This window comes from Luteococcus sp. (genome assembly GCF_043424415.1).
Taxonomy (GTDB): Bacteria; Actinomycetota; Actinomycetes; order Propionibacteriales; family Propionibacteriaceae; genus Luteococcus.
This window is the reverse complement of sequence record NZ_JBHWOO010000209.1, coordinates 1-23,122: the sequence shown is the minus strand read 5'-3', so window position 1 is coordinate 23,122 and position 23,122 is coordinate 1. Positions and strand designations below refer to the sequence as shown.

At 70.1% G+C, this 23,122-nt stretch carries 19 protein-coding genes and 1 pseudogene; 7 read left to right on the top strand and 13 right to left on the bottom strand.

The window, feature by feature from the left end; translation table 11 throughout:
* Nucleotides 1–6: 6 nt before the first annotated feature.
* The 9 genes and pseudogenes from ACHFFZ_RS12135 to ACHFFZ_RS12095 all read right to left on the bottom strand — a co-directional run bounded on the left by ACHFFZ_RS12135 (nt 7) and on the right by ACHFFZ_RS12095 (nt 8,304).
* On the bottom strand, nt 7–687 hold the full coding sequence (locus ACHFFZ_RS12135) for a YitT family protein (protein WP_394276869.1): 681 nt from the start codon (nt 685–687) through the stop codon (nt 7–9).
* A 65-nt stretch (nt 688–752) separates the two neighbouring features.
* Nucleotides 753–1,169, bottom strand: coding sequence for a ubiquinol-cytochrome c reductase iron-sulfur subunit (locus tag ACHFFZ_RS12130; protein ID WP_394276868.1), 417 nt, complete (start codon nt 1,167–1,169; stop codon nt 753–755).
* Nucleotides 1,166–2,137 (bottom strand): acyl-CoA thioesterase, encoded by a 972-nt coding sequence (locus ACHFFZ_RS12125; protein WP_394276867.1) that lies wholly within the window; start codon nt 2,135–2,137, stop codon nt 1,166–1,168. Before ACHFFZ_RS12125 ends, ACHFFZ_RS12130 begins: the two co-directional genes overlap by 4 nt.
* Before the next feature lie 98 nt (nt 2,138–2,235).
* Nucleotides 2,236–2,529: an excalibur calcium-binding domain-containing protein gene (locus ACHFFZ_RS12120; RefSeq protein ID WP_394276866.1), complete on the bottom strand. Its 294-nt coding sequence runs from the start codon at nt 2,527–2,529 to the stop codon at nt 2,236–2,238.
* Between the two features lie 78 nt (nt 2,530–2,607).
* Nucleotides 2,608–4,950, bottom strand: coding sequence for an NERD domain-containing protein (locus tag ACHFFZ_RS12115; protein WP_394276865.1), 2,343 nt, complete (start codon nt 4,948–4,950; stop codon nt 2,608–2,610).
* A 25-nt stretch (nt 4,951–4,975) separates the two neighbouring features.
* Nucleotides 4,976–6,010, bottom strand: a complete 1,035-nt coding sequence (locus ACHFFZ_RS12110) for a hypothetical protein (RefSeq protein ID WP_394276864.1) — start codon at nt 6,008–6,010, stop codon at nt 4,976–4,978.
* Nucleotides 6,011–6,594: 584 nt separating this feature from the next.
* Nucleotides 6,595–7,203 (bottom strand): hypothetical protein, encoded by a 609-nt coding sequence (locus tag ACHFFZ_RS12105; RefSeq protein WP_394276863.1) that lies wholly within the window; start codon nt 7,201–7,203, stop codon nt 6,595–6,597.
* A 166-nt stretch (nt 7,204–7,369) separates the two neighbouring features.
* A pseudogene (locus ACHFFZ_RS12100) lies at nt 7,370–7,852 on the bottom strand (sensor histidine kinase); the annotation flags it as partial.
* 176 nt (nt 7,853–8,028) lie between these two features.
* Complete coding sequence (locus ACHFFZ_RS12095; protein ID WP_394276862.1) at nt 8,029–8,304, bottom strand: hypothetical protein; 276 nt, start codon at nt 8,302–8,304, stop codon at nt 8,029–8,031.
* Between the two features lie 328 nt (nt 8,305–8,632).
* Between ACHFFZ_RS12095 and ACHFFZ_RS12090 the strand changes: the two genes are divergently transcribed.
* The 3 genes from ACHFFZ_RS12090 (at nt 8,633) to ACHFFZ_RS12080 (ending at nt 12,776) form a co-directional block, all read left to right on the top strand.
* On the top strand, nt 8,633–9,823 hold the full coding sequence (locus ACHFFZ_RS12090; protein WP_394276861.1) for a hypothetical protein: 1,191 nt from the start codon (nt 8,633–8,635) through the stop codon (nt 9,821–9,823).
* 217 nt (nt 9,824–10,040) lie between these two features.
* Nucleotides 10,041–11,303, top strand: coding sequence for a hypothetical protein (locus ACHFFZ_RS12085; RefSeq protein WP_394276860.1), 1,263 nt, complete (start codon nt 10,041–10,043; stop codon nt 11,301–11,303).
* 126 nt (nt 11,304–11,429) lie between these two features.
* On the top strand, nt 11,430–12,776 hold the full coding sequence (locus ACHFFZ_RS12080; RefSeq protein WP_394276859.1) for a GntP family permease: 1,347 nt from the start codon (nt 11,430–11,432) through the stop codon (nt 12,774–12,776).
* A 136-nt stretch (nt 12,777–12,912) separates the two neighbouring features.
* Here ACHFFZ_RS12080 and ACHFFZ_RS12075 read toward each other — a convergent pair whose 3' ends face one another.
* Together ACHFFZ_RS12075 and ACHFFZ_RS12070 are read right to left on the bottom strand one after the other, a co-directional pair.
* Nucleotides 12,913–13,803, bottom strand: coding sequence for an SDR family oxidoreductase (locus tag ACHFFZ_RS12075; RefSeq protein WP_394276858.1), 891 nt, complete (start codon nt 13,801–13,803; stop codon nt 12,913–12,915).
* A 162-nt stretch (nt 13,804–13,965) separates the two neighbouring features.
* Nucleotides 13,966–16,287 (bottom strand): sensor histidine kinase, encoded by a 2,322-nt coding sequence (locus tag ACHFFZ_RS12070; RefSeq protein WP_394276857.1) that lies wholly within the window; start codon nt 16,285–16,287, stop codon nt 13,966–13,968.
* A gap of 267 nt (nt 16,288–16,554) precedes the next feature.
* Here ACHFFZ_RS12070 and ACHFFZ_RS12065 point away from each other — a divergent pair, with 267 nt between their 5' ends.
* Genes ACHFFZ_RS12065 through ACHFFZ_RS12055 form a run of 3 tightly spaced genes read left to right on the top strand, consistent with a single transcriptional unit; the run spans nt 16,555 to nt 19,686 of the window.
* A complete protein-coding gene (locus tag ACHFFZ_RS12065; RefSeq protein ID WP_394276856.1) occupies nt 16,555–17,424 on the top strand; it encodes an N-formylglutamate amidohydrolase in 870 nt (289 codons plus the stop codon).
* Between the two features lie 11 nt (nt 17,425–17,435).
* On the top strand, nt 17,436–18,641 hold the full coding sequence (locus ACHFFZ_RS12060; RefSeq protein WP_394276855.1) for a tyrosine/phenylalanine carboxypeptidase domain-containing protein: 1,206 nt from the start codon (nt 17,436–17,438) through the stop codon (nt 18,639–18,641).
* A 7-nt stretch (nt 18,642–18,648) separates the two neighbouring features.
* The gene (locus tag ACHFFZ_RS12055) at nt 18,649–19,686 is read left to right on the top strand and encodes a glutathione synthetase (RefSeq protein ID WP_394276854.1); all 1,038 of its coding nucleotides are present in this window, start codon (nt 18,649–18,651) and stop codon (nt 19,684–19,686) included.
* 92 nt (nt 19,687–19,778) lie between these two features.
* Here ACHFFZ_RS12055 and ACHFFZ_RS12050 read toward each other — a convergent pair whose 3' ends face one another.
* Nucleotides 19,779–20,294 carry a DedA family protein gene (locus ACHFFZ_RS12050; RefSeq protein ID WP_394276853.1) on the bottom strand — a complete coding sequence of 172 codons (516 nt, stop codon included), beginning with the start codon at nt 20,292–20,294 and terminating at the stop codon, nt 19,779–19,781.
* Between the two features lie 134 nt (nt 20,295–20,428).
* On the opposite strand from ACHFFZ_RS12050, the gene ACHFFZ_RS12045 reads away from it, so the two are divergent.
* Complete coding sequence (locus ACHFFZ_RS12045) at nt 20,429–21,826, top strand: Nramp family divalent metal transporter (RefSeq protein WP_394276852.1); 1,398 nt, start codon at nt 20,429–20,431, stop codon at nt 21,824–21,826.
* Nucleotides 21,827–22,098: 272 nt separating this feature from the next.
* Here ACHFFZ_RS12045 and ACHFFZ_RS12040 read toward each other — a convergent pair.
* Nucleotides 22,099–23,122 (bottom strand): YhgE/Pip family protein (locus ACHFFZ_RS12040; protein ID WP_394276851.1); only part of this gene is annotated, 1,024 nt, incomplete at its 5' end.

Below are 23,122 nucleotides of genomic sequence, written 5' to 3'. Positions count from 1 at the left end.
CGGCCCTCAGCGGTCGAGCTCGACGGTGCAGGCCGGCAGCCAACGCTGCACCAAGGGGCCGATGCCGATGGCGAAGACCACTGTCGCCACCCCCACCGTGCCGCCGAGCAGCCAGCCGATCGCCAGCACCGTCACCTCGATGCCGGTGCGGATGGGGCCGACGCCCCGGCCGGTGATCCGCGCCAGCGCCGTCATCAGGCCGTCGCGCGGCCCCGGGCCAAGCTGGGCGCCGATGTAGAGAGCCCCGCCCAGGGCATTGATGGCGATGCCTGCCAGCAGCATCGCCCAGCCGGCCGGTGAAGCGTCAGGTGTCGGGGGCAGCATCGCCAAGGTGGCGTCCATGGCGAGTCCGATCACGACGATGTTGAGCACCGTTCCCAGCCCCGGCCACTCCCGCAGCGGGATCCACAGCAGCAGCACCACGGCTCCGGTGACGATCGCCACGGTGCCGATGCTCAATGGCACGTGGCGGCTGATCCCCTGGTGCAGCACGTCCCAGGGAGCCAGCCCCAGTCCGCTACGCAGCAGGATCGCCGTCGAGGAGCCGAAGAGCCACAGCCCCACCATCAGCTGGACGATGCGTCGCCCCATCCGGCCGGCTCGCAGCTGCTCGGCGGGCGAGAGGTTCATTAGCCCGCGGGTGGTGGCGGGCGGTGTGCTGGGACCATGGGGCGGGGTGGACGGCATCGCACCATCCTGCACCTTGCGGGCCGCACTGCGGCCATGGTCCCACAGGCCCCGCCTGGCCGGTCTCAGGCCCGTACGACCAGACGGTCGCCGTCGGTGGTGACCTGTGCGCGTGCCAGCGGCTCCTTGGCTGGCCCGTGCAGCACGGAGCCGTCGGTGGTGGAGAAGACGCTGTCATGGCAGACGCACACGATGCCCCGCTCGTCGAACTCGCTCACCTGGCAGCCCGCGTGGGTGCAATGGGCGTCGAAGGCCTCGAAATGACCCGCCTCGGGCTGGGTGACCACGAGTCCCTGCTCGTGCAGCACCAGGCCCTTGCCCACGGGGACGTCGGCCGCCGCCACCTCGGTTGCCGGGCCCCGAGCGCCGCAGCCGACGGTGGTCATTGCGGCCGCCACGGACAGTCCGCCCAGGCGCAGTGCCCCGCGACGGCCCAGGCTGCCCACCAGGCCCAGCTTCGCCCCCCGGCCACGGGAGGTCATTCGCCACTCCCGTAGGGCACTTCCTTGGGCGCGGTGCGCGCGAGCCCCTCGCGGATGTCCACCAGTCGCTTGGCGTGCTCCTGCAGGTGGATGTCCTCCAGCAGACGCGGGTTCCAGGAGCGCACATAGGTCTTGTGGCGCCCGTCGGGATCCAGCCCCACCAACACCATCAGGCAGTGTGTGGTCAGCTCCATCTCGCGCTTCATCGGGTCGCCCGAGCGCACATGCACACTGACGTGCATCGAGGAGTGCCCGGTGTGGATCAGGCGCGCCTGCACCTCCACCAGGTGTCCGATCTGGATGGGGCGGTAGAAGCGCACACCGCCGGCGAAGACCGCGATCACCGGGTCCTGGTGCCAGGTCTCGCCCACCAGGTTCGCCGCCTCGTCGATCCACTCCATCACGATGCCGCCGTGCACCTTGCCGCCCCAGTTCACGTCACCGGGCTTGGCCAGGAATCGCAGCGTGGTCTGCAGCGCCTCGGTCTTGTCGGTGTAGACCTGCTCGGCCATGTCCTTCTCGATCAGCTTGCGGCCCTCGATGCGACGGATCGCCACCTGCTGCTGCTCGCGCTCCCAGTCGTCGTGGGCCTCGAAGGTGGGCACCTCCACCGACTTCCCGTGGCCGTCGGTGGCCACGAAGATGATCAGGCACTGGCAGGTGACCTCGAGTTCGCCGGTGCGGGGGTTGCCGGAGCTGACGGTGCACACGATGTGCATCGACGAACGTCCGGTGTGCACCATGCGGGCCTGCACCTCGACGAGCTCGCCGACGTGCACGGGCCGCTTGAAGCGCACATTGCCCACATAGGCGGTGACGCAGTAGCGCCCGCTCCACGCCACGGCCTGGGCATAGCCAGCCTTGTCGATCCAGGCCAGCACCGTCCCACCCTCGACATGGCCCTTCTGGTTGCCCTCCATGGGGGCGGCGAGGAAGCGAAGAGTGGTGTGGTGTTGGGTGCCTGGCATGGATGGTCCTTGGTCGTCGATGACGCACCAATTGTGAGCGATATCACAGTGGCAGGGCAAATGGGAACCAGTCATCGAAACGGCCGCGGAGCTGGATCTCAATGCTCGCAGGCAATCCCGTCCCTGTCGGCGTCAAGCTCCTTGGCATTGAGCTGGTAGGCCTTCTGGTTCACGGTGGCCTGGCTGGCCTTCAGGGTGCGTCCCTTGGAGACGACCTTGTTCTTGGTGGAGGCCTTGGCGCGCACGCCGTAGCGGTAGGCCTTGTTGAGGGCCTTGCAGTTTGCGTACCTCACGGGGGTGGGTGCCTTGGCTGCCTCGGCCTGGGGGGCGGGCACCATGCCGGCCGTGGCCAGCAGTGCAAGGACGGCGAGGCGGGCAGCGGACTTGGTCATCGGGGGATCTCCTTGGTCATGTGTACAAGGAAAAGCCAGGGCTACGCGGAGCCCTTCCGGCCGCAGGGCACGGGTGCTTCAGCCGATCCCCAGCCGCCGCGCCACCTCGTCACCGCCGATGGCCCACACCACGTCGGGATCGCCCACCACGACCAGCTGGTCGGTGGCGCGGGAGAGTCCCACGTAGAGCATCTCCGCGGCCCGGTCGCGGTCGGCCTCGACGTTGACGCACAGCACCACGGCCCGTCGCTCCATCCCCTTGAAGCCCAGCACGTGGCCGTAGAAGACGTCCTCGTCATCCCAGAAGCCCTGCCAGTAGCCCTCGTGTCCCAGCCGCTGCTGGCGCTCCACCTGCACCGGGTGGCGACGGCCCATCGTCAGCAGCGCGATGTCGTGGGCGAACCAGCCCTCGTCGAAGAGCGCCTCCACCTGGTCGTCGGCAGTGGTCACGGCCTCGTCGAGAGCGCAGGCGATGAAGCGGACCTGGGCGCCGGGCTCCCCACGGGGACGCATCGGCGGGGCGAGGGGCGCGAAGGCCTCGGCAATCTGGCGGGTGTTGCGCAGGTTCTCGTCGAGCAGCAGCGGCACCAGCGCCACCGGCGGGCGTCCCTGGCGGTCGAAGACCCGCTGCCGCTCGTCGGAGAAGACGTGGAGCCCGCCATGGTCGGGCTCGCGCAGTGCCAGCAGCAGCGGCTGCCACCAGTCGGTGGCGAAGTCCTGCCCCTCGTCGACCACGACCGCATCGAAGCGCTGCGACTCGGGCACGGTGAGCGCAGCCTCCGCCATCAGCGCTGGGAGCTCCCGCTCCCAGAAGTGCGAGGGCTCGTCGCCCCGGATCTGCAGCCCCCATCGGCGCCCCAGCTCCTCGAAGGTGCCGACGAAGGCGGGTTGGCGGCTGCGCGAGCCGACGCACAGCTCGCGCCGCAGATGGTGGGCCAGGCCGTGGGAGTAGCAGACCACCGCCACCCGGCGTCGCTGGCGGTCGATGCGGCCGCTGGCCAAGTCGCTGGCCTGCTGGATGGCCAGCTGCGTCTTGCCCGAGCCGGCGCCACCGCGGACCTCCACCCGGTGCAGCAGGCGGGTGGCGCGCAGCAGCAGCGCCTGCTGGGTCGTCATCCGGTTGGCGCGTTGCTCGCGCTCCTCGGCCAGCTCTCCAACGGCGCGGGGCGGCAGGCCGCGGCCGGTGAGGATCTCCTCCACCAGGTCGATGTCGTCGCGGGTCGGCACCCGGGCGTCGGTACGGTGACGCCAGGTGGTCTCCCAGACCCGCTCTCCCAGACGGTCCAGATCGCCGCGCCCGGTGACCATCCAGCGGGGGCAGTCGGGCAGCGCGAAGTCGGCGGCCAGGCAGGTGCCGGTCAGCACCACGTGGTGGCCCCACCGGATGCGTCCACGGCTGCCCCAGCGGGGATCGGACTCGACATAGTGGCGCAGCGCGTAGGCCGCGTCACGGGCCTGGTCGACGGGGTGGACCACCTGGTCGGTGCCGTCGCGGCGGATGCGCCAGTTCCCGCCATCGTGCCAGACGTGGCTGCCCTTGGTCTCCACCACGACGATGCCGGAGTTGGGCATCAGCACCACCAGGTCTGCCTCGTGGTCCTTGGTCTGGTCACTGACGCGCACGCCGGCGAGCACGAGGCTGTCCTGGTCGAACTGGGCCATCATCCGCTCGTGCACCGCCTTCTCGGAAGGGGTGACGAAGTCGGGCTGGGCTGAGGGGGTGCGCGCTGGCATGGGGAGAACTCCATCTGATCTGGCCCCGAGCCGTCCGATCAGACTAGCCAGATCTGAGCTCGGCAAGGAACGTACGACACTGGCGGTCACCCTGTCTTCAGGGTGGACACACGTCCCAGTGCGACTGCTCCGGTCTTCACAGGTCCGAGGTGGAAGCGGGCTCCTCGACGGTGGACGCCTCACGGGATTCGGCAGGCAGCGGCAGCACCAGCCGGGTGAAGTCCTCGTCGACGACGGCAATGCCCCTGGCCGGGAAGGGGGGTCGCCCATCAGGGCCAGCAGTCGGGCGGCCCCGGCCAGCGACTGCGGCGGGTCATCGGGGCTGGCGGCGCCATCGGCCTCCGCGGCGAGCAGGGGGAGCGCCTCCTCGGTGACCCGGTGGGACCACGAGTCGTCCAGGTGGGCGGCCTGCTGGGCGCGGGCAGACAGGGCATTGAGCCGGCGCGCGCTGGTGGCGACGTGGGCCGCCTCTACCGCCTGGCGGCGCACGATCGCCAGCACTAGCACGATGATGGCCACCTCGCCGGCGCCGGTGGTGACGGTGCTGGCGAGGCTCGCCAACTGGCGGGGACCGGGGAAGAAGACCACCAGGCCCAGGGGCTGCACCGCGGTCCAGACGATGGTCAGCAGGGTCCCGACCCTCACCGTCGAGGCCCGCACCGTCAGGTGGATCAGGCAGGAGACCACCCAGGCGAGCCACAGGTGGTAGGGCTCATGGGTGTCTGCGGGGGGCCAGAGCCAGGTTCCAACCCCAGGCGACCACGGACAGGAACACCAGGACGGCCACCAGCAACCGGCTGAGCGGCCCCTGCACCATCCGCAGCGTGCCGTGGAAGCCGACCGCGGCGCACAGCAGGCCCAGCGGCAGGAGGGAGCGGGTCTCGTCCAGGTGCGTGCCGGCCAGCACCGCAGTGGACAGCGCGGTGACCAGGCCGGGCCAGACGGCGTGCAGCAGGGCCCGGCGGGTGCGGTCGTCCGGGCTGGCATGCCAGGCGGTGGCGCGGGCTGGAGTGGCGCCGCGGCCACTCGGGCACCAGGCCGGTGCCGTCGTGGGCGAGTGCCCCGCCCACTTCGTCGAGCACCTCCTGGGCCGGGCTGCCGGCCTGCACCAGGTGGGCCGTCTGGCTGCGGGGGCTGTCGACGACCACCCGTACCCCGCCGTCGCGGGGCAGCACCACGACCGTCGGCTGGGTTGCGGGGCGCCGGCGGGCCAGGGACCGGGTGATGCGGTGCACCGCCTCGGCCAGGGCGGCGGCCACGGGGTGGGGCAAGGGGGTCGACGCACCACCTTCGACGGTGACCCGCAGCCCGGGCGCGAGCACGTCCTCGAGCCACCACAGCAGTTGCTGGCTGCGCCTGGCCGACAGGCCAGCGACGGCCACCCGGCAGTCCTCGACGGTCGCTGCAGGGGTGCTCGAGCTCGACTGGCGCCCCAGCCCGTGCAGGGCGTGCAGCACGTGGTCGTGCAGCAGCCGGCTGGTCTCCCCCGGCGCTGGTTCTGTTCGCGCGTCTGCATTGCCGTCACCTGGGCCTGCGCGCGCGAGCGGCTCACCTTGTCGCGTGAGGCGGCGATCAGCAGCAGCGCGTCGACGAAGAGGGTTGCCTGCAGGATCGGCTGGGCGATCCAGACCAGGTCGATTGCCGAGCGCCAGTCGTCCAGGGGGACCATCAGGCTCTGCAGCAGGCAGTCGGCCGCAACCAGACCGGCCGCGTGGGCGATGTACTGCCGGCGGGGCAGGGTGGCCATGGCCAGCTCCATCAGCGAGACGCTCCAGTAGCCCGGGCCCACCCACCGGGTCCGAGCTGCCGTGGCGCAGCAGCATCAGCCAGAAGCCGGCCATCGCCAGTGCTGCGAGCACCCAAGGCAACCAGGGCGCCGCGCGGCGGCGCAGGAGGGCCAGTCCGCAGATGGCCTGGCTGGCAGCCAGCAGGACCAGCCCGGGGCAGGGGCCCGGCTCGGTGGTGGCCAGGTGCCAGGACATGGGGCAAGGCTCATCACGACGCTGAGCGTCAGTACCGCCAGTCCCAGGACGCGCAGGGCGGAGTGCGTGTCGTCGCGGCTTCCTGTGGCGCGCGGCATCGGTGGGGGCATGGAGGGCCTTGATGCTGGTCCTGGACTGGGGTGGCCGAGGGCTGGTCCGGGTCAGCTGGTGCCGACATGTTTGCTCTCGGAATCTCCAGCATGGCAGACCTGTGACTGCGGAGTCGCCCGATGTTTGTCCGGCAGGTGAGGGACCGTCGATTCCGAGTCTGATGGCTGTCATGGTCAACGGTCCTTGTCCCCTGATCGTGGGAAAAACAGTGCGGTGTGTGACAGACCCAGGTTGTGGCTCACACGTGCCTGGCCGCCGTGTCGGTGATGTCGGACCCGGCATGCGCAGACGTGCTGGAGGGAACCGGCACCCGCAGCAACGGCGCATGGGACGGGCCCAGCAACAGCTCGTCTCGCAGGCTGCTCTCCATCAGCCACGCCGTCTCGCGCACCGAGGGCTCCGCCGGGTCCAGCCCGCCCGTGGCCATCCGCAGCCGTGAGGCACGTTGCAGCGCACCGCTGGCCTGCTCTGCGACGGTGCGCACCCAGAGCAGCACCAGCAGGGTGACCGCGATGTCGCCGGCCCCGGCCGTCAGCAACGAGGACAGCTCCCACAGCAGCCCCGGGTCCCGGTAGCGCAGCAGCATCATGGTGGCCTGCAACAGCATCCAGCCCGAGGCCACCACGGTCCCCAGGTGCAGGCTCAGCGAGAGCACCATCAGGTGCACCAGCGTCGAGGAGATCCAGGCCATCCACAGCGCGTAGTCGATGCGGGGTGACTGGGGCACCAGCCACAGGTTCACGGCCCAGCCCAGCACCGCAGCGGCGCACAGGGTGGCGAACAGCATCCGGTTCATCGGGGAGCGCCGCAGCACCCTCATGGCCTGCAGCCCCAGCAGGACGGACACGAGGCCAGCCACCAGGGCCAGCGCTGCGCGGCGCCATCAGCAAGGTCATCACCAGCCCCGCCGCCAGACCGGGCAGGGCGGTGCGCACCAGCAGGGGGCGGCTCAGGTCGTCGGGCGCGACGGTCCACGCCCGGCGGGGGTCCTCCGGTCCGGCGTGCGGCCAGGTGAGCACCACACGGGTACCCTGGCCGGGGCTGGTGTGCATGACGGCCGCGCCGCCGGCATCGGCCATCCGGCGCCCGATGGAGCCCAGAACCCCCAGCCGGTCGGCGGGGATCGTCGAGGGGTCGAAACCGCAGCCGTCGTCGGCCACCACCACCCGCACCCCCACGTCCATCTCCTCGACGACCACCCGGGCCGTGTGGGCATGGGCGTGGCTGGCGACATTCGACAGGGCCTCGCGCTCGACTGCCCCTGCCCGGTCCGGGAGAGGGCGTGCAGGGCATGGAGCACATGGTCGTGCAGCATCCTGGCCGCCTCGCGGCGCGTAGCGGCCATGGTTTCGGTGGACAGTCGTTCGCGCTGGGCACGGTCCTGTTCGGCCAGGGCCCGGTCGCGCTGACGGGTGACCAACACCAGGCTGTCGCCGAACAGGAACAACGAGGCCACCGGCTGCACCAGCCAGACCAGCTCGGCCACGCTGGTCCACTGCCAGCCGTGCCGCATTCCCACCCAGGTGGACTGCAGCGCCAGCAGCGAGCAGCCGACCACGGCCAGCGCTGCACAGCGGCGACGTCTCAGGGTCAACAGGCCCAGTGTCAGCACGCCCAGGAACCAGTAGCCGGGGATCATCCACGGGACGAGCCTGTCGGGGATGCGACGCAGTTAGACCAGACAGAGGCCTCCCAGCAGCAGCGCCAGGGCAGTCCAGGCCATCGGCACACGGCCGCGCGGCAGCCAGAAGAAGGGGAGGCAGAGCAGTTGGCTGGCCACCAGCATCACCAGGCCCGGCGTGGTCGCGGGTGCGGCGGCGTGCACTTCGACGACGAAGGGCACGGTCTCGGTGAGCAGCACCAGGGTGAAGACCGCCAGGCCCAGCAGGCACAGCCCGGCCAGCAGGCCGGCGCGCGGCACGGTCTGGGCGGGTGATGCGACGGACATGTACCTGCTCGGTGGTCGGGGGGTGCCGGCGGAGGAAGGCGGTTGGTGGTTCAGCAACATGAAGCTCGTCATGCCCCCTTGGGGCAGGCCCCTCCGGACGCGCCAATGAAAGCCATCCGACAGTCTCGGCATGGTCCACCGCCGCTGGGTGGGTACTGCAGGAGGGTTCGGCGGGGGTTGCGGTGGTGGCCACCGCCTTCCAGGGCACCAAGACCACCACCCGCACCATGCTGCCCGTGATCGAGGGTCCCAGGGCCGGCAGGAAATCGAGGCCCGCCGGTCCCCGGTGAGAGGATTCGGTGTGCTGGTGACAACTAGGCTGGGCGCCATGGATCCAGAACTTCAGCACCTGCTCGCCGATGCCCTCACCTGGGCCGAGGGGCGGGGCCGGGTGCTCGATGTCGAGCTCTTGCAGCTCCTGCTGGACCTGCACCTGGAGTTCGACGGGCTCGGTGACGCGCAGTGGCCGCCCTGCTCGGCCGAGCACTTGGTGGCGGAGCTCCTGCCCGCCCGGGGGCCGGTGGAGCTGCCGACCGGTGACGACGTGGTGGCCACCCTGGACAGCTACTGGCGCTTCCTGCGCTCCACCGGGCGGATGGCCTCGGGCTCGGCGAGTCCTGCCGCGCTGCGCCAGGAGGCCCGCGGGGCCCGGGCCCGGCTGCGGCGTGCCGGTGAGCAGCAACTGGCGGCCCGCCGGGCGCTCCAGTCGGTCGTCCAGGAGGAGCGGCGCCAGGCCAGCCCCGCGCCCGCCGCGGCCAGCGTCGCCCACTTCCGTTCCAGCGCCCTGTGGCGACGGCTGGGGCTGCTGCTGGACTGGGTGCGCCAGGGCCAGCAGCATCGTCGGCCGGTCGACGCCGAGCACGAGCTGGAGGTCGACCTGGTGCGCGATCTCTACCAGGCTGCAGGGCTGGATGAGTGGACCGGACGCCACCTGGCACTCTCCCTGGAGAAGGAAGGGGCCGAGGGGCTGGGGCGCGGCGCGCGGTGGAGCCTCGAGCCCTGGCACGAGGACTGGCAGGAGCAGGCCGACTGCCTGGCTGTCGTCCGGCTGTGGTGGGTGGCGCTGCGCAGCGGACTGCTAGCGGTGCGCGACGCCCGGGCCGAGGTGGTCTTCGTCGAGCCCGAGGATGTCCGGGGCTGGCGCCTGCTGGCGGTCGACGTGGCCGCCTCCCTGGCCGAGTGGGCCAGCTTCCAGGTCAGCATCGACGGGCTCGAGATGGTGCTGGTGCGCGTTGCGGGCCCCGGGGGCGAACCGCGCACCGTCACCGAGCTGGTCCAGGAGTGGGTGGAGCTGGTGCAGCTGGACCTGGAGGAGCTGGGCATCGACCCCAGCCCCGGGGCCGGGGGCGAACCAGGCCTGCTCGACGATGCCGGCTGGGACCTGGTGCAGGCGCTGGCGCTCTTCGACGATGCCGGCCTGTGGACGCGCTCGACGCGGCTGTCCGGCACCGAGCTCGGCTGGGACCTGCTGCTGCGGATGCGCCAGCAGGACGAGCAGGCCCAGGAGGTGCTCGGCTGAGGCGTCGGCTGCGCAGGAGCTGGTGATCGCCCGGCCTCCAGGGAGCAGCTGTTCTGCTGTTGGCTTACCGGGCCGGTACAGACGGGCTGGACCACACCCTGCGGGGTACATTCTGCGGGACTGGCGGGGGCTGGTGAAACCCGTCGTGACCATCGACCGGAACTGGCCGCCGAACATCCCAGGCGGGTACGTTCCACAGACTTCAGGAGGCTCCCCCGTGGCGATCAACATCAACCTCGGCCCCCGGCAGGAGGTGGACTCCCTCGACCAGCCGATCCCGCGCACCTTCACGGGCTTCGACGCGCGGCTGGGCGACGACCAGCTCTGGAATGCCAACCGTGGTGCCTGGGAGCTGCCGGAGCAGGCAGCCCTGGAGAGCTTCGCCACGTTCAGCTTCGACGGCGCCATCCGCCTGGTTGCCGAGCTGGAGGGGGTCGAGAACCTGGAGCAGGACGGGCGTGCGGTCCAGGCCCTGCTCGGCCGTGTCCTGCACGCCGGCGACCCGGTGCGCGATGCCCTGGTCGGCCGCCCGATCGACCAGGACGACGAGGTCAGCTTCATCGACACCACGGAACAGGACGAGATGCCGCCGGCGGAGCGCTATGCCCCCAGCGAGCGCAAGCGCCGTGTCTTCCTGGTGCGGATGAATGCCGACGACTGGTTCTGGACTCCCGAGGACGAGCAGGCGATCATCGCCCGCACCGCCGCTGGCGCCCCGGTGCGCGAGACCTGGCCGTCGGGTGGACGTCGCCACGGCATCGAGCCGGGGGACCGGATCTTCCTGGTCTACGTGCGCGACGGCGAGTTCAGCGTCCGCGGCAGCGGGGTGGTCTCCAGCCGCGTCTACAGCGGCGAGCACTGGGACGACCCACTGCGCAGCGCCAACTACATCGACATCGACTGGGACACCGTGCTGCCCGTGGACGATGCCGTCAGCCGCAAGACCCTGCTGGAGAAGGTGCCGGGCTATGCCTGGAACCCGCAGAAGGGCGGCGTGGAGCTGCACGAGCCGATGGCCAGCCAGATGGAGGAGCTGTGGCAGCAGCAGGTCAAGGGTGAGAACCCGGTGCCGGTGCCCGTGGAAGCCGGCTGGGAGTTCGACGATGCCCGCCGCCGCCAGCTCAACGTGATGGCCCGCCAGCGCCTCTTCGAGACCTTCGAGCAGGAGGGCTGGGAGATCGTCGACACCTCCGCCGAGCGCCCCTACAGCGCCGTCGCCTACCGCGGCGAGGAGGTGCTCTACCTGTTCGCCAAGGGGGCCGAGACGGTCGGTCGCCCGGTCTTCATGACGGCCGAGGAGGTCGAGTACATCAAGGACCATCCCGCCGAGAGCCGGCTGGGCCAGCTCAGCGACGTGGACTTCTCGCAGGGAACCGTGCAGGACGAGAACTCTGGCATCTTCACCGTGGTCGACTTCGACGTGGAGGAGACCTCCTTCGTGCCGGTCCTCTACCGCTACGAGAAGCCCGCAGCGGACTGACCGACCCCCGCACGCCCTTTGCGCCGCCCCGACCGCCGCCCCACGGCAGCCGGGGCGGTAGCGTGTCGGCACGGGTCTGGTGAACCGCACCGTTCCCGCACCGCCCCCGAGGCAAAGGAGCACCCCGTGGTTGCCCTGCACACGGCCATCGCGATCGTCCTGGTCATCGCGCTGATCATCAAGTTCAAGGTGGACCCGGTGATCTCACTGGTCCTCGCCTCGCTCTATCTCGGCCTCACTTCGGGCATCGGGCTGGAGAAGACGATCACCTCCATCACCGGGGGCTTCGGCGAGATCATGGCCGAGGTGGGCCTGCTGATCGGCTTCGGCGTGCTGATCGGCAGCCTGCTGCACGCCACGGGAGCCTTCCGCAAGCTTGTGACCGCGCTGGTCAACGGGGTGGGGGCCAAGCGGATGCCCTATGCGTTGACCCTGGCGCTGTCGACGATCTTCCCCTCGATCTATGTCGACGTGCAAGTGGTGCTGGCCGCGCCGGTGGCCCGTTCCAGCTCCCGCTTCATCGGAAAGCACGGACTGCCGTGGATGTCGGCTGCGATGGGCGCCGGCATCTTCTGCGGCTATGTCTTCGTCGTCCCCGGCCTGGCGGCCATCTCGATCTGTGGCCTGCTGGGGATCCCGCTGGGCAAGTGGCTGCTCTTCGGCCTCGTGCTGGGCCCGCTGACGGCGTGTCTGTCGACGATCATCTTCCGCCAGCTGCTGCGCGGCAACTACTGGAATCCCGAGACCGACGAGGAGCACGACGAGGCGGTGCTGGCCCAGGAGGCCTCGCTGGAGGCCGAGCACGACGACTCCGGCGTGCCGCCGCTGCTGGTCTGCCTGATGCCGATCCTGATCCCGCTGGTGCTGATCGCCTCCGGCGCCTTCTGCCAGCTCTTCGGCTACGAGAACAGCGTGGTGCGCTTCCTCGGCGACGCCAACCTGGCTCTCTTCCTTGGCCTGCTCGGCGCCTTCCTGCTGGCTCGCCGCACCATCGGCACGGAACAGACCCATGAGGCGATGAGCAGCGGTTTCCACACCTCGGGCGAGATCCTGCTGATCACCGGCATCGGTGGCTCGCTGGGCGAGATCATCAAGGCCACTGGTCTGGCGAAGGTGCTGGGCGGGCTCTTCTCCGCCGACGCCGGCGCCCCAGTGCTGCTGAGCATCCTGCTGGCCTGGATCATCGCGGCCCTGATGCACCTGGCCATCGGCTCGGTCTCGGTGGCGGCCATCACCGCCTCGGGCATCATCGCCCCCATCCTGGGCCAGATCGAGGTCAACCCGATCGCCATCGGCCTGGCGATCGCCTCGGGCGCCCTGTTCGCGCTGCAGGTCAACAGCAACTTCTTCTGGATGTTCAAGACGCTGATGGGGCTTTCCACCAAGGGCGCGCTCAAGACGATGACGATGATCACCGTGATCTCCTCGCTGGTCTCGCTGCCAATGGTGATGGGGCTCGGCCTGGTGATGTGACGCGTGCCCGGAGGTGGCCGCTGCGCGCTCTTGCCCCCGGACATTGTGGCCCCGGACATGGGGATCGGCGCAGACTGCCCTCGGGGAAGGGCCGGTCTGCGCCGATCCGGTCTTGGGGGCCGCTGGCCCGGTCAGGTCACGGGGTGGGCATGCCGCCGTTGACGTTGAGCGTCTCGCCCACCACATAGCTGGATTCGGGCGAGGCCAGGAAGACATAGGCGGGGGCCAGCTCCACTGGGTGTCCGGCGCGCCCCAGCGGGGTGGACTTGCCGAACTTCGGAAGCTCCTCGGTCTGCTGCCCGCCCTGCACCTGCAGTGGGGTCCAGATCGGTCCGGGGGCCACGGCGTTCACGCGGATCCCCTTGGGTGCCAGGTACTGCGACAGGCCCTTGGTGAAGTTGTTGATCGCGGCCTTGGTGGAGGCGTAGTCGATCTTGTCCTCGCTGGGCTCGTAGGCCTGGATCGAGGTGGTGTTGATGATCGTCGAGCCGGCCGGCAGGTGGGCGATGGCCTCCTGGCTGATCCAGAACATCGCCAGGATGTTGGTGTCAAAGGTCTCGCGCATCTGCTCCGAGGTCATCTCCTCGAACTTCGCCACCGACTTCTGGTGTCCGGCATTGTTGACCAGGATGTCCAGGCCACCCAGCTCCTCGACGGCCCTGGTGACGATGCCGCGGGCGGCGGCCTCGTCGGTGATGTCCGCGGGCAGGGCGACCGCCTTGCGTCCCTCGCCCTCGATGAGCTCGATGATGAGGCGGGCGTCCTCCTCCTCGGCGGGCAGGTAGCCCAGCGCGACATCGGCGCCCTCGCGGGCGAAGGCGATCGCCACGGCGGCGCCAATGCCGGAGTCGCCGCCGGTGACCAGGGCCCTGCGCCCCTTGAGCCGTCCGGTGCCGCGGTAGCTCTGCTCGCCGCGGTCGGGCTTGGGGGTCAACTCGGCGTCCAGGCCCGGCTCGGGCTGGCTCTGCTCGGGGATCTCGAGGTCGGGGTAGCGATCGACGGGATTGGCGAAGTCCAGCTGGTCCATGCTTGCTCCTGTTGCTCTTTCCCCCCTGGGGCGTGCCTCTGGGGGTGGGTCTGTTTTCCCTTCCACGCTAGGTCTTTCGTGCTGGTGCACCACCACCCCCAGGGAGGGAGGTCGTTCGCCCTCGACGAGATCGGCGCACCCCATCCACCCTCTGGGCTGGCCTCAGGCCGCGCGCGAGATGCTCATCCTGACGAAGTCCGGGTCCTGGTGCAGCTGCGCTGGCCCGTCCTGCAGGCGGCGCCGCCAGCCCTGCACCTGGGCCTGGCTGGACTCGAGCACCACGGCGCTGGCCGTGCCCACTTGTCCGGGCAGGGCCCGTGCGCTGAGCGTCACCGGCTGGCCGGTGTGGTCGGGGGAGCCCAGGTGGCCCAGCAGCACCACCAGGTCGTCGAGCTGGCCGCGGTCGTCCTCGGCGCCGAAGGCGGTGCTGATCGCCCAGCCCTGCCGGCGGCGCAGGGCCAGCAGCTGAAGCAGTTCACCCTTTCCGGGGCCCAGCACCAGCTCGTCGCGCAGGTCGGTCTCCAGCCGTTCGGCCTCGCGGCGCAGCACCGGGTCGTGCGGCTGGCGGCGGCCCTCGGCGATGTCGCGCAGCAACGGGAGGGCCTCGCGGGTGACACGCTGCGACCAGAAGCGGTCCATCCGGGTGCCGGCCACCAGACGGGCGGTGGCGGCGCGGATCCGGCTGGTGAGCTCCGCCTGCTTCTGCTCGCTACTGACGATGTGGCGCGCCACCGCCAGCGAGACCATCGTGACGGCCAGCAGCCCGACCGCCAGGAAGATGGAACTGGAGAAGGTGGCCGCCCGCCCGGTCCAGTCGAACAGCACCACGAAGGGCAGCGCGATCGTCACGCACCAGGCGGCCGTCAGGATGATGCCCCGGCGCAGCGGGCTGGACAGGGCGAGCAGCTGCACCAGCGCCGTGCCTGTCCAGGCCATCCACAGCACGTGGACGCTGGGCATCGGACGCGGTGTCAGCAGCAGGTTGAGGATGCCTGCGGCCACCGCCAGCAGGAACAGGCCCAGGGCCTCGCGGCGAGTCAGCGCCCGCTTCCCGAGCACACGCATCGTCCACGAGCAGACCACGGCCATGGTCAGGCCCAGCAGTCGGGTCATCGTCGGGTGGGTGCTGTACCCGGCCAGAAGCAGGCACAGCAGCAGGCCCGAGACCAGTCCGGGCAGGGCGGTGTGGACGGTGGTGCGGCGCACCCGGTCGTCGGGTTCTTCGAACAGGGCCGGGCTCAGGCCGTCGCCGTGGCGCGGCCAGCGCAGGCTGACCCTGGTGCCCCGCCCCTTGGCCGAGTCCACCACGGCCTCGCCGCCGATGTCGTCGAGGCGCTGCAGCACCGAGCGGCGCACCCCGAGACGGCCGGTCGGCAGGTGGGTGGGGTCGAAGCCGGCGCCGTCATCGATGACCCGCACCAGGCACTGCTGTCCCTCCTGGGCGACGACCACTTGGCAGCGGGCATTCGGGCCGGCATGGCGCTCCACATTGCGCAGGGCCTCGTGAGCGGCCGAGGCCAGTGTGCGGGCCACCTTCTCGGGCAGCGGGTCGCTGCGCCCGGTCAGGCTCGCCCCCAACTTCAGCCGGGTCGGGTTGTTCTTCAACTGGGTCTCGACGCGGGTGGTCGCGGTGGCGTCCACGGGGCGCGAGAGGGCGGCCACCGCGTCGCGGCACTCGGCCCGCACCATGGCCAGGTCGACGGTGCTGGCGGGGCGGCTGATGGCGTGCAGGGCGTGCAGCACGTGGTCGTGCAGCAGCCGCTCGGCCTCGCGACGATCCTCCACCTGGGAGCGTTGTTCGGCATGGAGCATCCGTACCCGGTGCTGTTCATCGAGGGTGGCCTGCAGACTGCTGGCCATCTGCAGCAGGCCGTCGCCGAACATCAGCACCAGCAGCAAGGGCGAGAAGGCGAGTACCATCGGGGCGATGTCCAGGGTGGTGGTGAGGCGGTGGTCGAGCCAGGCCGCGGCGGCCTCGCCCGCCAGGAGCAGACCGAGCACCAGTCCGGTGCAGCGCAGGTAGCTCTGGCGGTGCAGGTGCACCATCGTGGCCGCCATCAGGGGCAGCGCCCAGTAGCCGGGTGACCACAGGTCGTGCGGGTTCAGGTCGTAGCGGTGCTGGTTCAACAGCGCCACGGCGAAGCCCAGCAGCAGGGCGCTGGGCACCAGCCAGCCCAGGCGCAGTCGGCGCCGGGTCAGCAGCAGTGGGGGCACGGTGGCGAAGTGGCCCAGCAACAGGACGAAGGCCAGCCGGGCATTGGGTGAGGAGAGGGCGGGTTGGTCGTGGATCGGCAGCACATTGGCCACCAGCGTGAGCAGCCAGGCCATCAGGCCCAGGGTGAGGATGCCGGTGGTGACGGCCCGCCGCATCTGGTGCGGCGCGGGTGGGCGTCCCCAGAGGGCGTGGCCGTCCACGGTGGCAGGCCGGGCAGCCGGGTCGTCGTCGCGACGGCTCGGTGCGGAGGTCTGCTGATGTTGGGTCACGCCATCTTCTCGGGGTCAGGAGGCACGGGCACGGGGCTCGGGCGGCACGCAGCGGGCGAGGCCGGTGCCGGCTTCGGCCCTCGGGGCCACGGGCGTCGGGGGACGCCGAAGTCGAGTCTTGCACCACGGCTCTGCCCGAGCCCCGCTGGACGCTTCTTCTGAAGCAGACTCACAGTCCGCCGCGGCTCGGGGGGTTGCGCTGTGGGCTTGTTCGCTGTTGGCAATTCCTGGTGCTGCGACGGTGCTTGTCATGGCAGCGTTGGGCGCATGACTCAGCAGGCGAGCCCAGCCCAGTCTCCGACCCAGATCCCGACACGGGGCGGCAACCCGAGCCCTGACAGTCACACGGGCGAGGTGGAGCCCTTCGAGTTCCTGGGCACCTGGGACGGGCCGGTCGTCGCCACCTCCATCCACACCGGGCACGCGCTGCGGCCCGAGGTGCAGGAGCTGATGGACCTCGACGAGGACGACCGCTTCCGTGAGGAGGACCCCTTCACCCACCTGATCGCCCAGCTGGTGCCGGCGCGGGTGGTGGTGAACCGCTCGCGTTTCGAGGTGGACCTCAACCGTGGCGAGGACGAGGCCGTCTACCGCACCCCCGAGGACTGCTGGGGCCTGGAGGTCTGGCGCGGCGGCGAGCTGCCCGCCGACGTGGCCGATCGCTCGCTCGAGGTGCACCGCGCCTTCTACGAGGCCCTGGCCACCCGGCTGGACGAGCTGGCCGAGCGTGGCCCCTTCGTCGTCTTCGACGTGCACTCCTACAACCACCGCCGCGACGGCGCGGACCAGCCTGCCTCCCCGCAGGAGGAGAATCCCGACGTGAACGTTGGCACCGGCTCGCTGGACCGGGAGCGCTGGGGCGATGTGGTGGACGTCTTCAACTCCACCCTGGCCGCGCAGGAGTTGTCGGACGGCCCGCTCGACGTGCGCGAGAATGTCCGCTTCAAGGGTGCCAATCTGGCCCGCTGGGTGCACGAGCGCTACCCCGACAAGGGCATCTGTCTGGCGCTGGAGTTCAAGAAGAGCTTCATGGACGAGTGGACCGGCCAGCCGGATGCCGCGCGGATCGCCGAGCTTTCGCAGGCGCTGGCCGCGACGCTGCAGGCGCTGGCCGCGACGCTGCGCGCCCACGCGTGAGGGGGTCGCCCATGACCGACTTCCTCGACGCCAGGGCCCACCAGGTCGACGAGCAGCTGGCGCAGCTGTCGGAGACCTTCCGTTTCCTGCTCGACCTGACTCCGGTGGATGCCGCGGACTGGCGTCGGCGCTGGGTGGCCGGTGAGCACACCACGCCCGACTTCGGCTACCGCGAGCTGTCGACCGACCCGGACGTGGTGCTGGCCACGCTGGAGCGCATCGACGTGGACCAGGTGGAGGACGCCACGGTCCGCCACCTGCTGCAGGGCAAGCACCGCGAGCTGCGGCTGCAGGCCGAGTTGCTGCGTGCCCGCAACAGCGCCGACTTCCTGCCGCTGGCGATCGAGTTCTACGGTTCGGTGACGCCCGAGTTGCACGACATCGCCCAGCACATCCTGGACGAGGTGGAGCCCGACTCCGGCGACCAGGAGACCGTCACGGCTGCCGACTTCCACCGCCTGGCGCTGGCCGAGATCGACTGGTACCAGCAGCAGGACCCCGAGGTGGTGATGCGCGCGGAGCTGCGTAGTGATGTCAATGGCGTGCTGGTCAGTGGTGACGCGCTGCTGGTGGGGGAGGACTCGGCGGTGCAGAAGCGTCGGGTCAATGCCCTGCTGCAGCACGAGATCGGCACCCACCTGGTGACCCAGGTCAATGGCGCGGTGCAGCCGATCCGCTGCCTGGGTGCCGGCCTGGCCGGCTATGACGAGACCCAGGAGGGCCTGGCCGTGCTGGGTGAGATCGCCGTCGGTGAGCTGACCCGCACGCGGCTGCGCCAGCTGGCCGGCCGGGTGCTGACCGTCGACGCCATGCTGCAGGGAGGCTCCTTCGCCGAGTGCTGGCAGCAGCTGGTCAGCCGCGGCTTCAAGCGGGGCAGCGCCTTCACCACCGTGATGCGCATCCACCGCTCCGGCGGCTTCCCCAAGGACGCCTGCTACCTGCGCGGCCTGGTGGACCTGCTCACCCATGTACGCGAGGGCGGCAGCCTGGACCTGTTCTACCTGGGCAAGTTCTCGCTGGTCGACCTTCCCGACGTGGCCGAGCTCGACCGGCGCGGGGTTCTCGAGCCAGCGCGCATCCGGCCCCACTACCTGTCCGATCCGGCTTCGGGGCGTCGACTGGCGGAGGCGGCGCACACGCCGCTGTCGCAGCTGGTCAGCGCCGAGGCCGCTGAGCCCGGCACCCCCGCCACCACCCCTGAACACAGCCTCATCTAGGAGAACCATGAAGATCGGATTCGTCGTCAACGACATCGCCACCGAGAGGGCTGGCTACACCACCACCCGTCTGGCTCTGACCGCGGTGCAGCTGGGCCACGAGGTGGGCATCATCGGCCTGGGCGACTTCAACTACCTGCCCGACGGCTCCCTGGGTGCCCTGGTGCATGCCGGCAAGGCCAAGAGCTACCGCTCGCATGAGCGTTACCTGGAGGATGTCCAGAAGGACGAGGGCACCCAGACCACGCTGAGCGACTTCGATGTCGTGATGCTGCGCTCCGACCCGGCCAGTGACGCGGAGCGCCCTTGGGCAGCGACTGCCGGCATCGCCTTTGGTCAGCTGATCGCCGCCAGCGGCGTGCTGGTGGTCAACGATCCCGAGACCTTGGCGACGGCGGTCAGCAAGGCCTACTTCCAGCACTTCCCCGAGGCGGTGCGTCCCAAGACCCTGATCAGCCGCGACGAGCAGCAGATCAGCGAGTTCGTGAAGGAGTTGGGCGGCAAGGCGGTGCTGAAGCCGCTGCAGGGCTCGGGTGGTTCCGGCGTCTTCCTGGTCAACGAGGAGGAGTCGGCCAACCTCAACCAGATCATCGAGGCGATCAGCCGCGACGGCTATGTGGTGACGCAGGAGTACCTGCCGGCCGCTGCCGCCGGCGACACCCGATTGTTCGTGATGAACGGCGAACCGCTCAAGGTGGACGGCAAGTACGCCGCCTTCCGCCGGGTGAACGAGTCGGCCGACATGCGCTCCAATGTCTCGGCCGGCGGCACCATCCAGGAGGCCGAGATCACCGACGAGATGCTGCAGATGGTCGACGTGATCCGTCCCAAGCTGGTCAGTGACGGCATGTTCCTGGTGGGCCTGGACATTGTCGGCGACAAGCTGATGGAGATCAACGTCTTCACCCCCGGCGGCCTGGGCAGCTCCCAGAACATCTACGACGTCGACTTCACTCCGGCGATCATCAAGGACCTGGAGCGCAAGGTGCGGATGCGCTCGCACTACCCGCGCGGACTGGCGAACAAGGCACTCGCGGCGATGTGACCTGACGCCTCGTCCGCGCGAGGCACAGGCAAGGGGCTCCGGGCACACGTTCCAACGTGTGCTCGGAACCCTTTGGGTGTGCTCGGTGCGGGTCAGTTGTGCTGGAGCTGGCTGCGCACGAGCAGCCCGATCCCGACGGCTGCCGCCAGCATGAGTGAGATGGCCAGCAGCGGGTGGATGCGCCACAGCACCATCACGGCGCTGATACCGACGAATCCAGCGCTGGCATAGATCGCGGCCCAGGCCAGGCAGCCCAGCAGCAGTGCGGGCAGGTAGCGACGCAGCGGCATCCGGGTGAATCCGGCGGCCAGGTTCACCATGGTCTGCACGCCGATGGTGAGGAAGCCCAGGGTGACCGCCGGGGCACCCCAGGTGTTGAGGGCCTGCTCGGCGCGAATGAAGCCGACGCGCTCGGTGAGGCCGGGGCGTACCGCGTCCTGGCGTCCCCGTTCGGAACCGCGACGCAGCAGCCGGCCCAGCAGGTAGGTGCCTCCGGCGCGCAGCAGGACCACGACGAACAGTCCGGCCGCGACGACGACGAAGGGTGCCTCCCAGCTGAGTGGGTTCCACCACGCCTCCAGCGGCGCGGGGGCGGTCGTCGGTGGCACCCTGACAGCCTACGCGCCAGTCGGCATGCAGTTCGTGGCCAAGCCTGGCGGGGCATGGTCTTCGGGCCTGGCTGCTGCCTAGGCTGGGGCGTCCCATCCACCCCCGGGTGGGCGTAACCGTCCAGGAGCCTGTCATGACCCAGACCCCCGTTGCCCAGGCAGAGGAGCAGGGCGACCCCTACATCCTCGATCCTGCGAAGGTGCAGGATCCACCCACCGGTTGGGGGCCCAGCATGCGCTTCCTGGGGCCCGGCATGATCACCTCGGCCGCCGTCGTGGGCAGCGGTGAGCTGATCACCGCCACCACGCTCGGCGCCAAGGTCGGCTTCCTGCTGCTGTGGCTGGTCTTCGTGTCCACCTTCGTGAAGGTGGCGGTGCAGATCGAGCTGGCCCGCTGGTCGATCTCGACGGGTCGTCCGGGCACCTTCGGCTATGACGACGTGCCGCCACGCATCGGGCGGCGCGGCTGGATCAGCTACCTGGCCGTGCTGATGTTCCTGCAGTTCCTCACCAGCCAGGCCGGCGTGCTGGGCACGGCAGGCCTGGCGCTGTCGATGCTGCTGCCGGTGGGCGGTGATCCGATGTCCAAGGCCTCGCTGGGATTCTGGGTGCTGGTGATGGTGGCGGTGGCCATCGCCATCCATGTCAGCGACCGTTACGAAATCGTCGAGAAGGTCTCCACGGTGCTGGTGGTGCTGGTGACGGCGGTGGCCGTCGCGCTGGTCTTCGGTGTTCAGTTCACGCCCTTCGCCTGGGACGGTGCCGATCTGGCACACGGCATGGGCTTCAAGATTGCGGCCGGGACGATGGGCATCGCATTGAGCATGTTCGGTCTCACCGGGATCGGCGCGGGCGAGATCAGCTCCTACACCTTCTGGTGCGTGGAGAAGGGCTATGCCGCCTGGACCGGGCCCAATGACGGCAGCGAGGCCTGGGTGGAGCGGGCGCGCGGCTGGATCGGCGTGATGAAGAAGGATGCCTGGCTCAGCTGGGTGGTCTACACGATGTCGACCGCCGCCTTCTACGTGCTGGGTGCGGCCGTGCTGCACCCGCAGGGCCTGGCCCCGAGCGGCAATGACGTCATCAAGCTGCTCTCGCGCATCTTCGGCGACACGATGGGCCCGTGGGCGGCGGTGGTCTTCCTGGTCTTTGCTGCGGTGGCACTGTTCAAGACGATCGTGGCCAATGTGCCCAGCCTGAGCCGCCAGACCGCTGCCGCGTTGAGCGTCTTCGGCGCCTTCACCTGGACCGACACCGCGGCCCGTCGCCGGATGATGCGCTTCCTGATGGTCTTCATGCCGGTGATCTGGGGCCTGCTGGCGGTGGTGGTGAAGTCGCCGCTGCAGATGGTGATCCTGGGCGGCATCCTCAATGCGCTGTACCTGATGGCGGTCTCGGTGGCCACGCTCTACCTCTCGCACGCCCAGACCGACCGCCGGATCAAGGACGGGATGCTGTTCACTGCCTACCTGGTGGTCTCGGCGATCGCCGTCTTCGCCGTCGGCCTGGTTTCGCTGGTGGACATGCTCTGAGCCGTGGTGGGCGCCCGCTGGCCGAGTGGGGCGTGAGGATGCAGCACGACCCTGACGGATCTTTCGTCAGGGTCGTGCTGGTTGTTGTCAGGGGCTCGTCGGGGGAATGTCCCGTGGGGCTCGGACGCCGTCCGCCACGAGGAGACCTTCATGCCCCCAGCCCTACAATTGAAACATGAACCAATTTGACTCGCCGTCAGGATGGGCCGGGGCGCCCGGCGCCTGTCGTCCGACGTGCCGGGCGGCCGGGGCTGTCCGCCCGGTACTGCGCCTCAGTGCTCCAGAGCCGGATGCAGGTCACTGAGCGTGAAGCGCTGCCGGGCTCTCACCGCGAGCACGTCGAGCGCCAGCGCGGCCAGACCGATGCCGGCGAGCACCACCACGTCGTGCACGAAGTGGCTCCACAGCCCGCCCGAGATCACCACCCGGAAGGCGTCGATCGAATAGGTGATCGGCATGAAGGGGCTGATCCAGCGGAAGAAGGGCGGCAGCACGTCGGCGGGGTAGGTGCCGCCGGTGGATGCCAGCTGCAGGATCAGCCAGACCAGCAGCAGGGCCGATCCGGGCAGGCCCAGCGCGATGCGCATCAGGTGCGCCACCAGGCTGAAGACCACCGCCACCAGCACCGTCAGCGCCACCGTCGCCACACCGTGCAGCGGGTCGAGGCCCAGGGTGGCCCAGACCGTTGCCAGCATCAGGATCGCACCAGCCACTGCGACCGTCCCGAAGGGGATCCAGGCGCTCAGGGCCAGGCGCAACGCGCTCATGCGCCCGGCCAGCAGGCGGCCCGAGATGGGACGCATCACCAGGAAGCCGGAGATGCCGAAGACCCACATGGCGATCGAGAAGAACAGCGGGGCCAGGCCGCGGCCGTAGACGTGGGCCGGGTTCTCCACCAGGGTCTCGACGTGCGCGGGCGAGGAGAGCACCTGCGCGGCACCCTCGGCGCTGTCGCCCGAGATGGCGGGGATGCGCTTGACGCCGTCGCTGAGTCCCTTGGTGAGCTGCTGCGAGCCCTTCTCCAGCTGGGCCAGGCCGTCGTCGAGGGAGCTGGCGCCCTTGTCCATGGTGCCGAGGCCCTCGTCGAGCTGGCCCATGCCGGTGCTCAGCTGGGAAGCGCCGCCGTGGGCCTTGGCGACCCCGGCCGAGAGGGTGCCGGCGCCGGTGGAGGCCTTGTCGATGCCCGCGTGAAGGTCGCCTGCGCCGTCGGCCACCTGCTGGGCGCCCTGGTTGAGCTGGGTCAGCTTGGCCGAGGCGCTCTTCAGCTCGCCGGCGGCATTGGCCTGCTGCACCCGC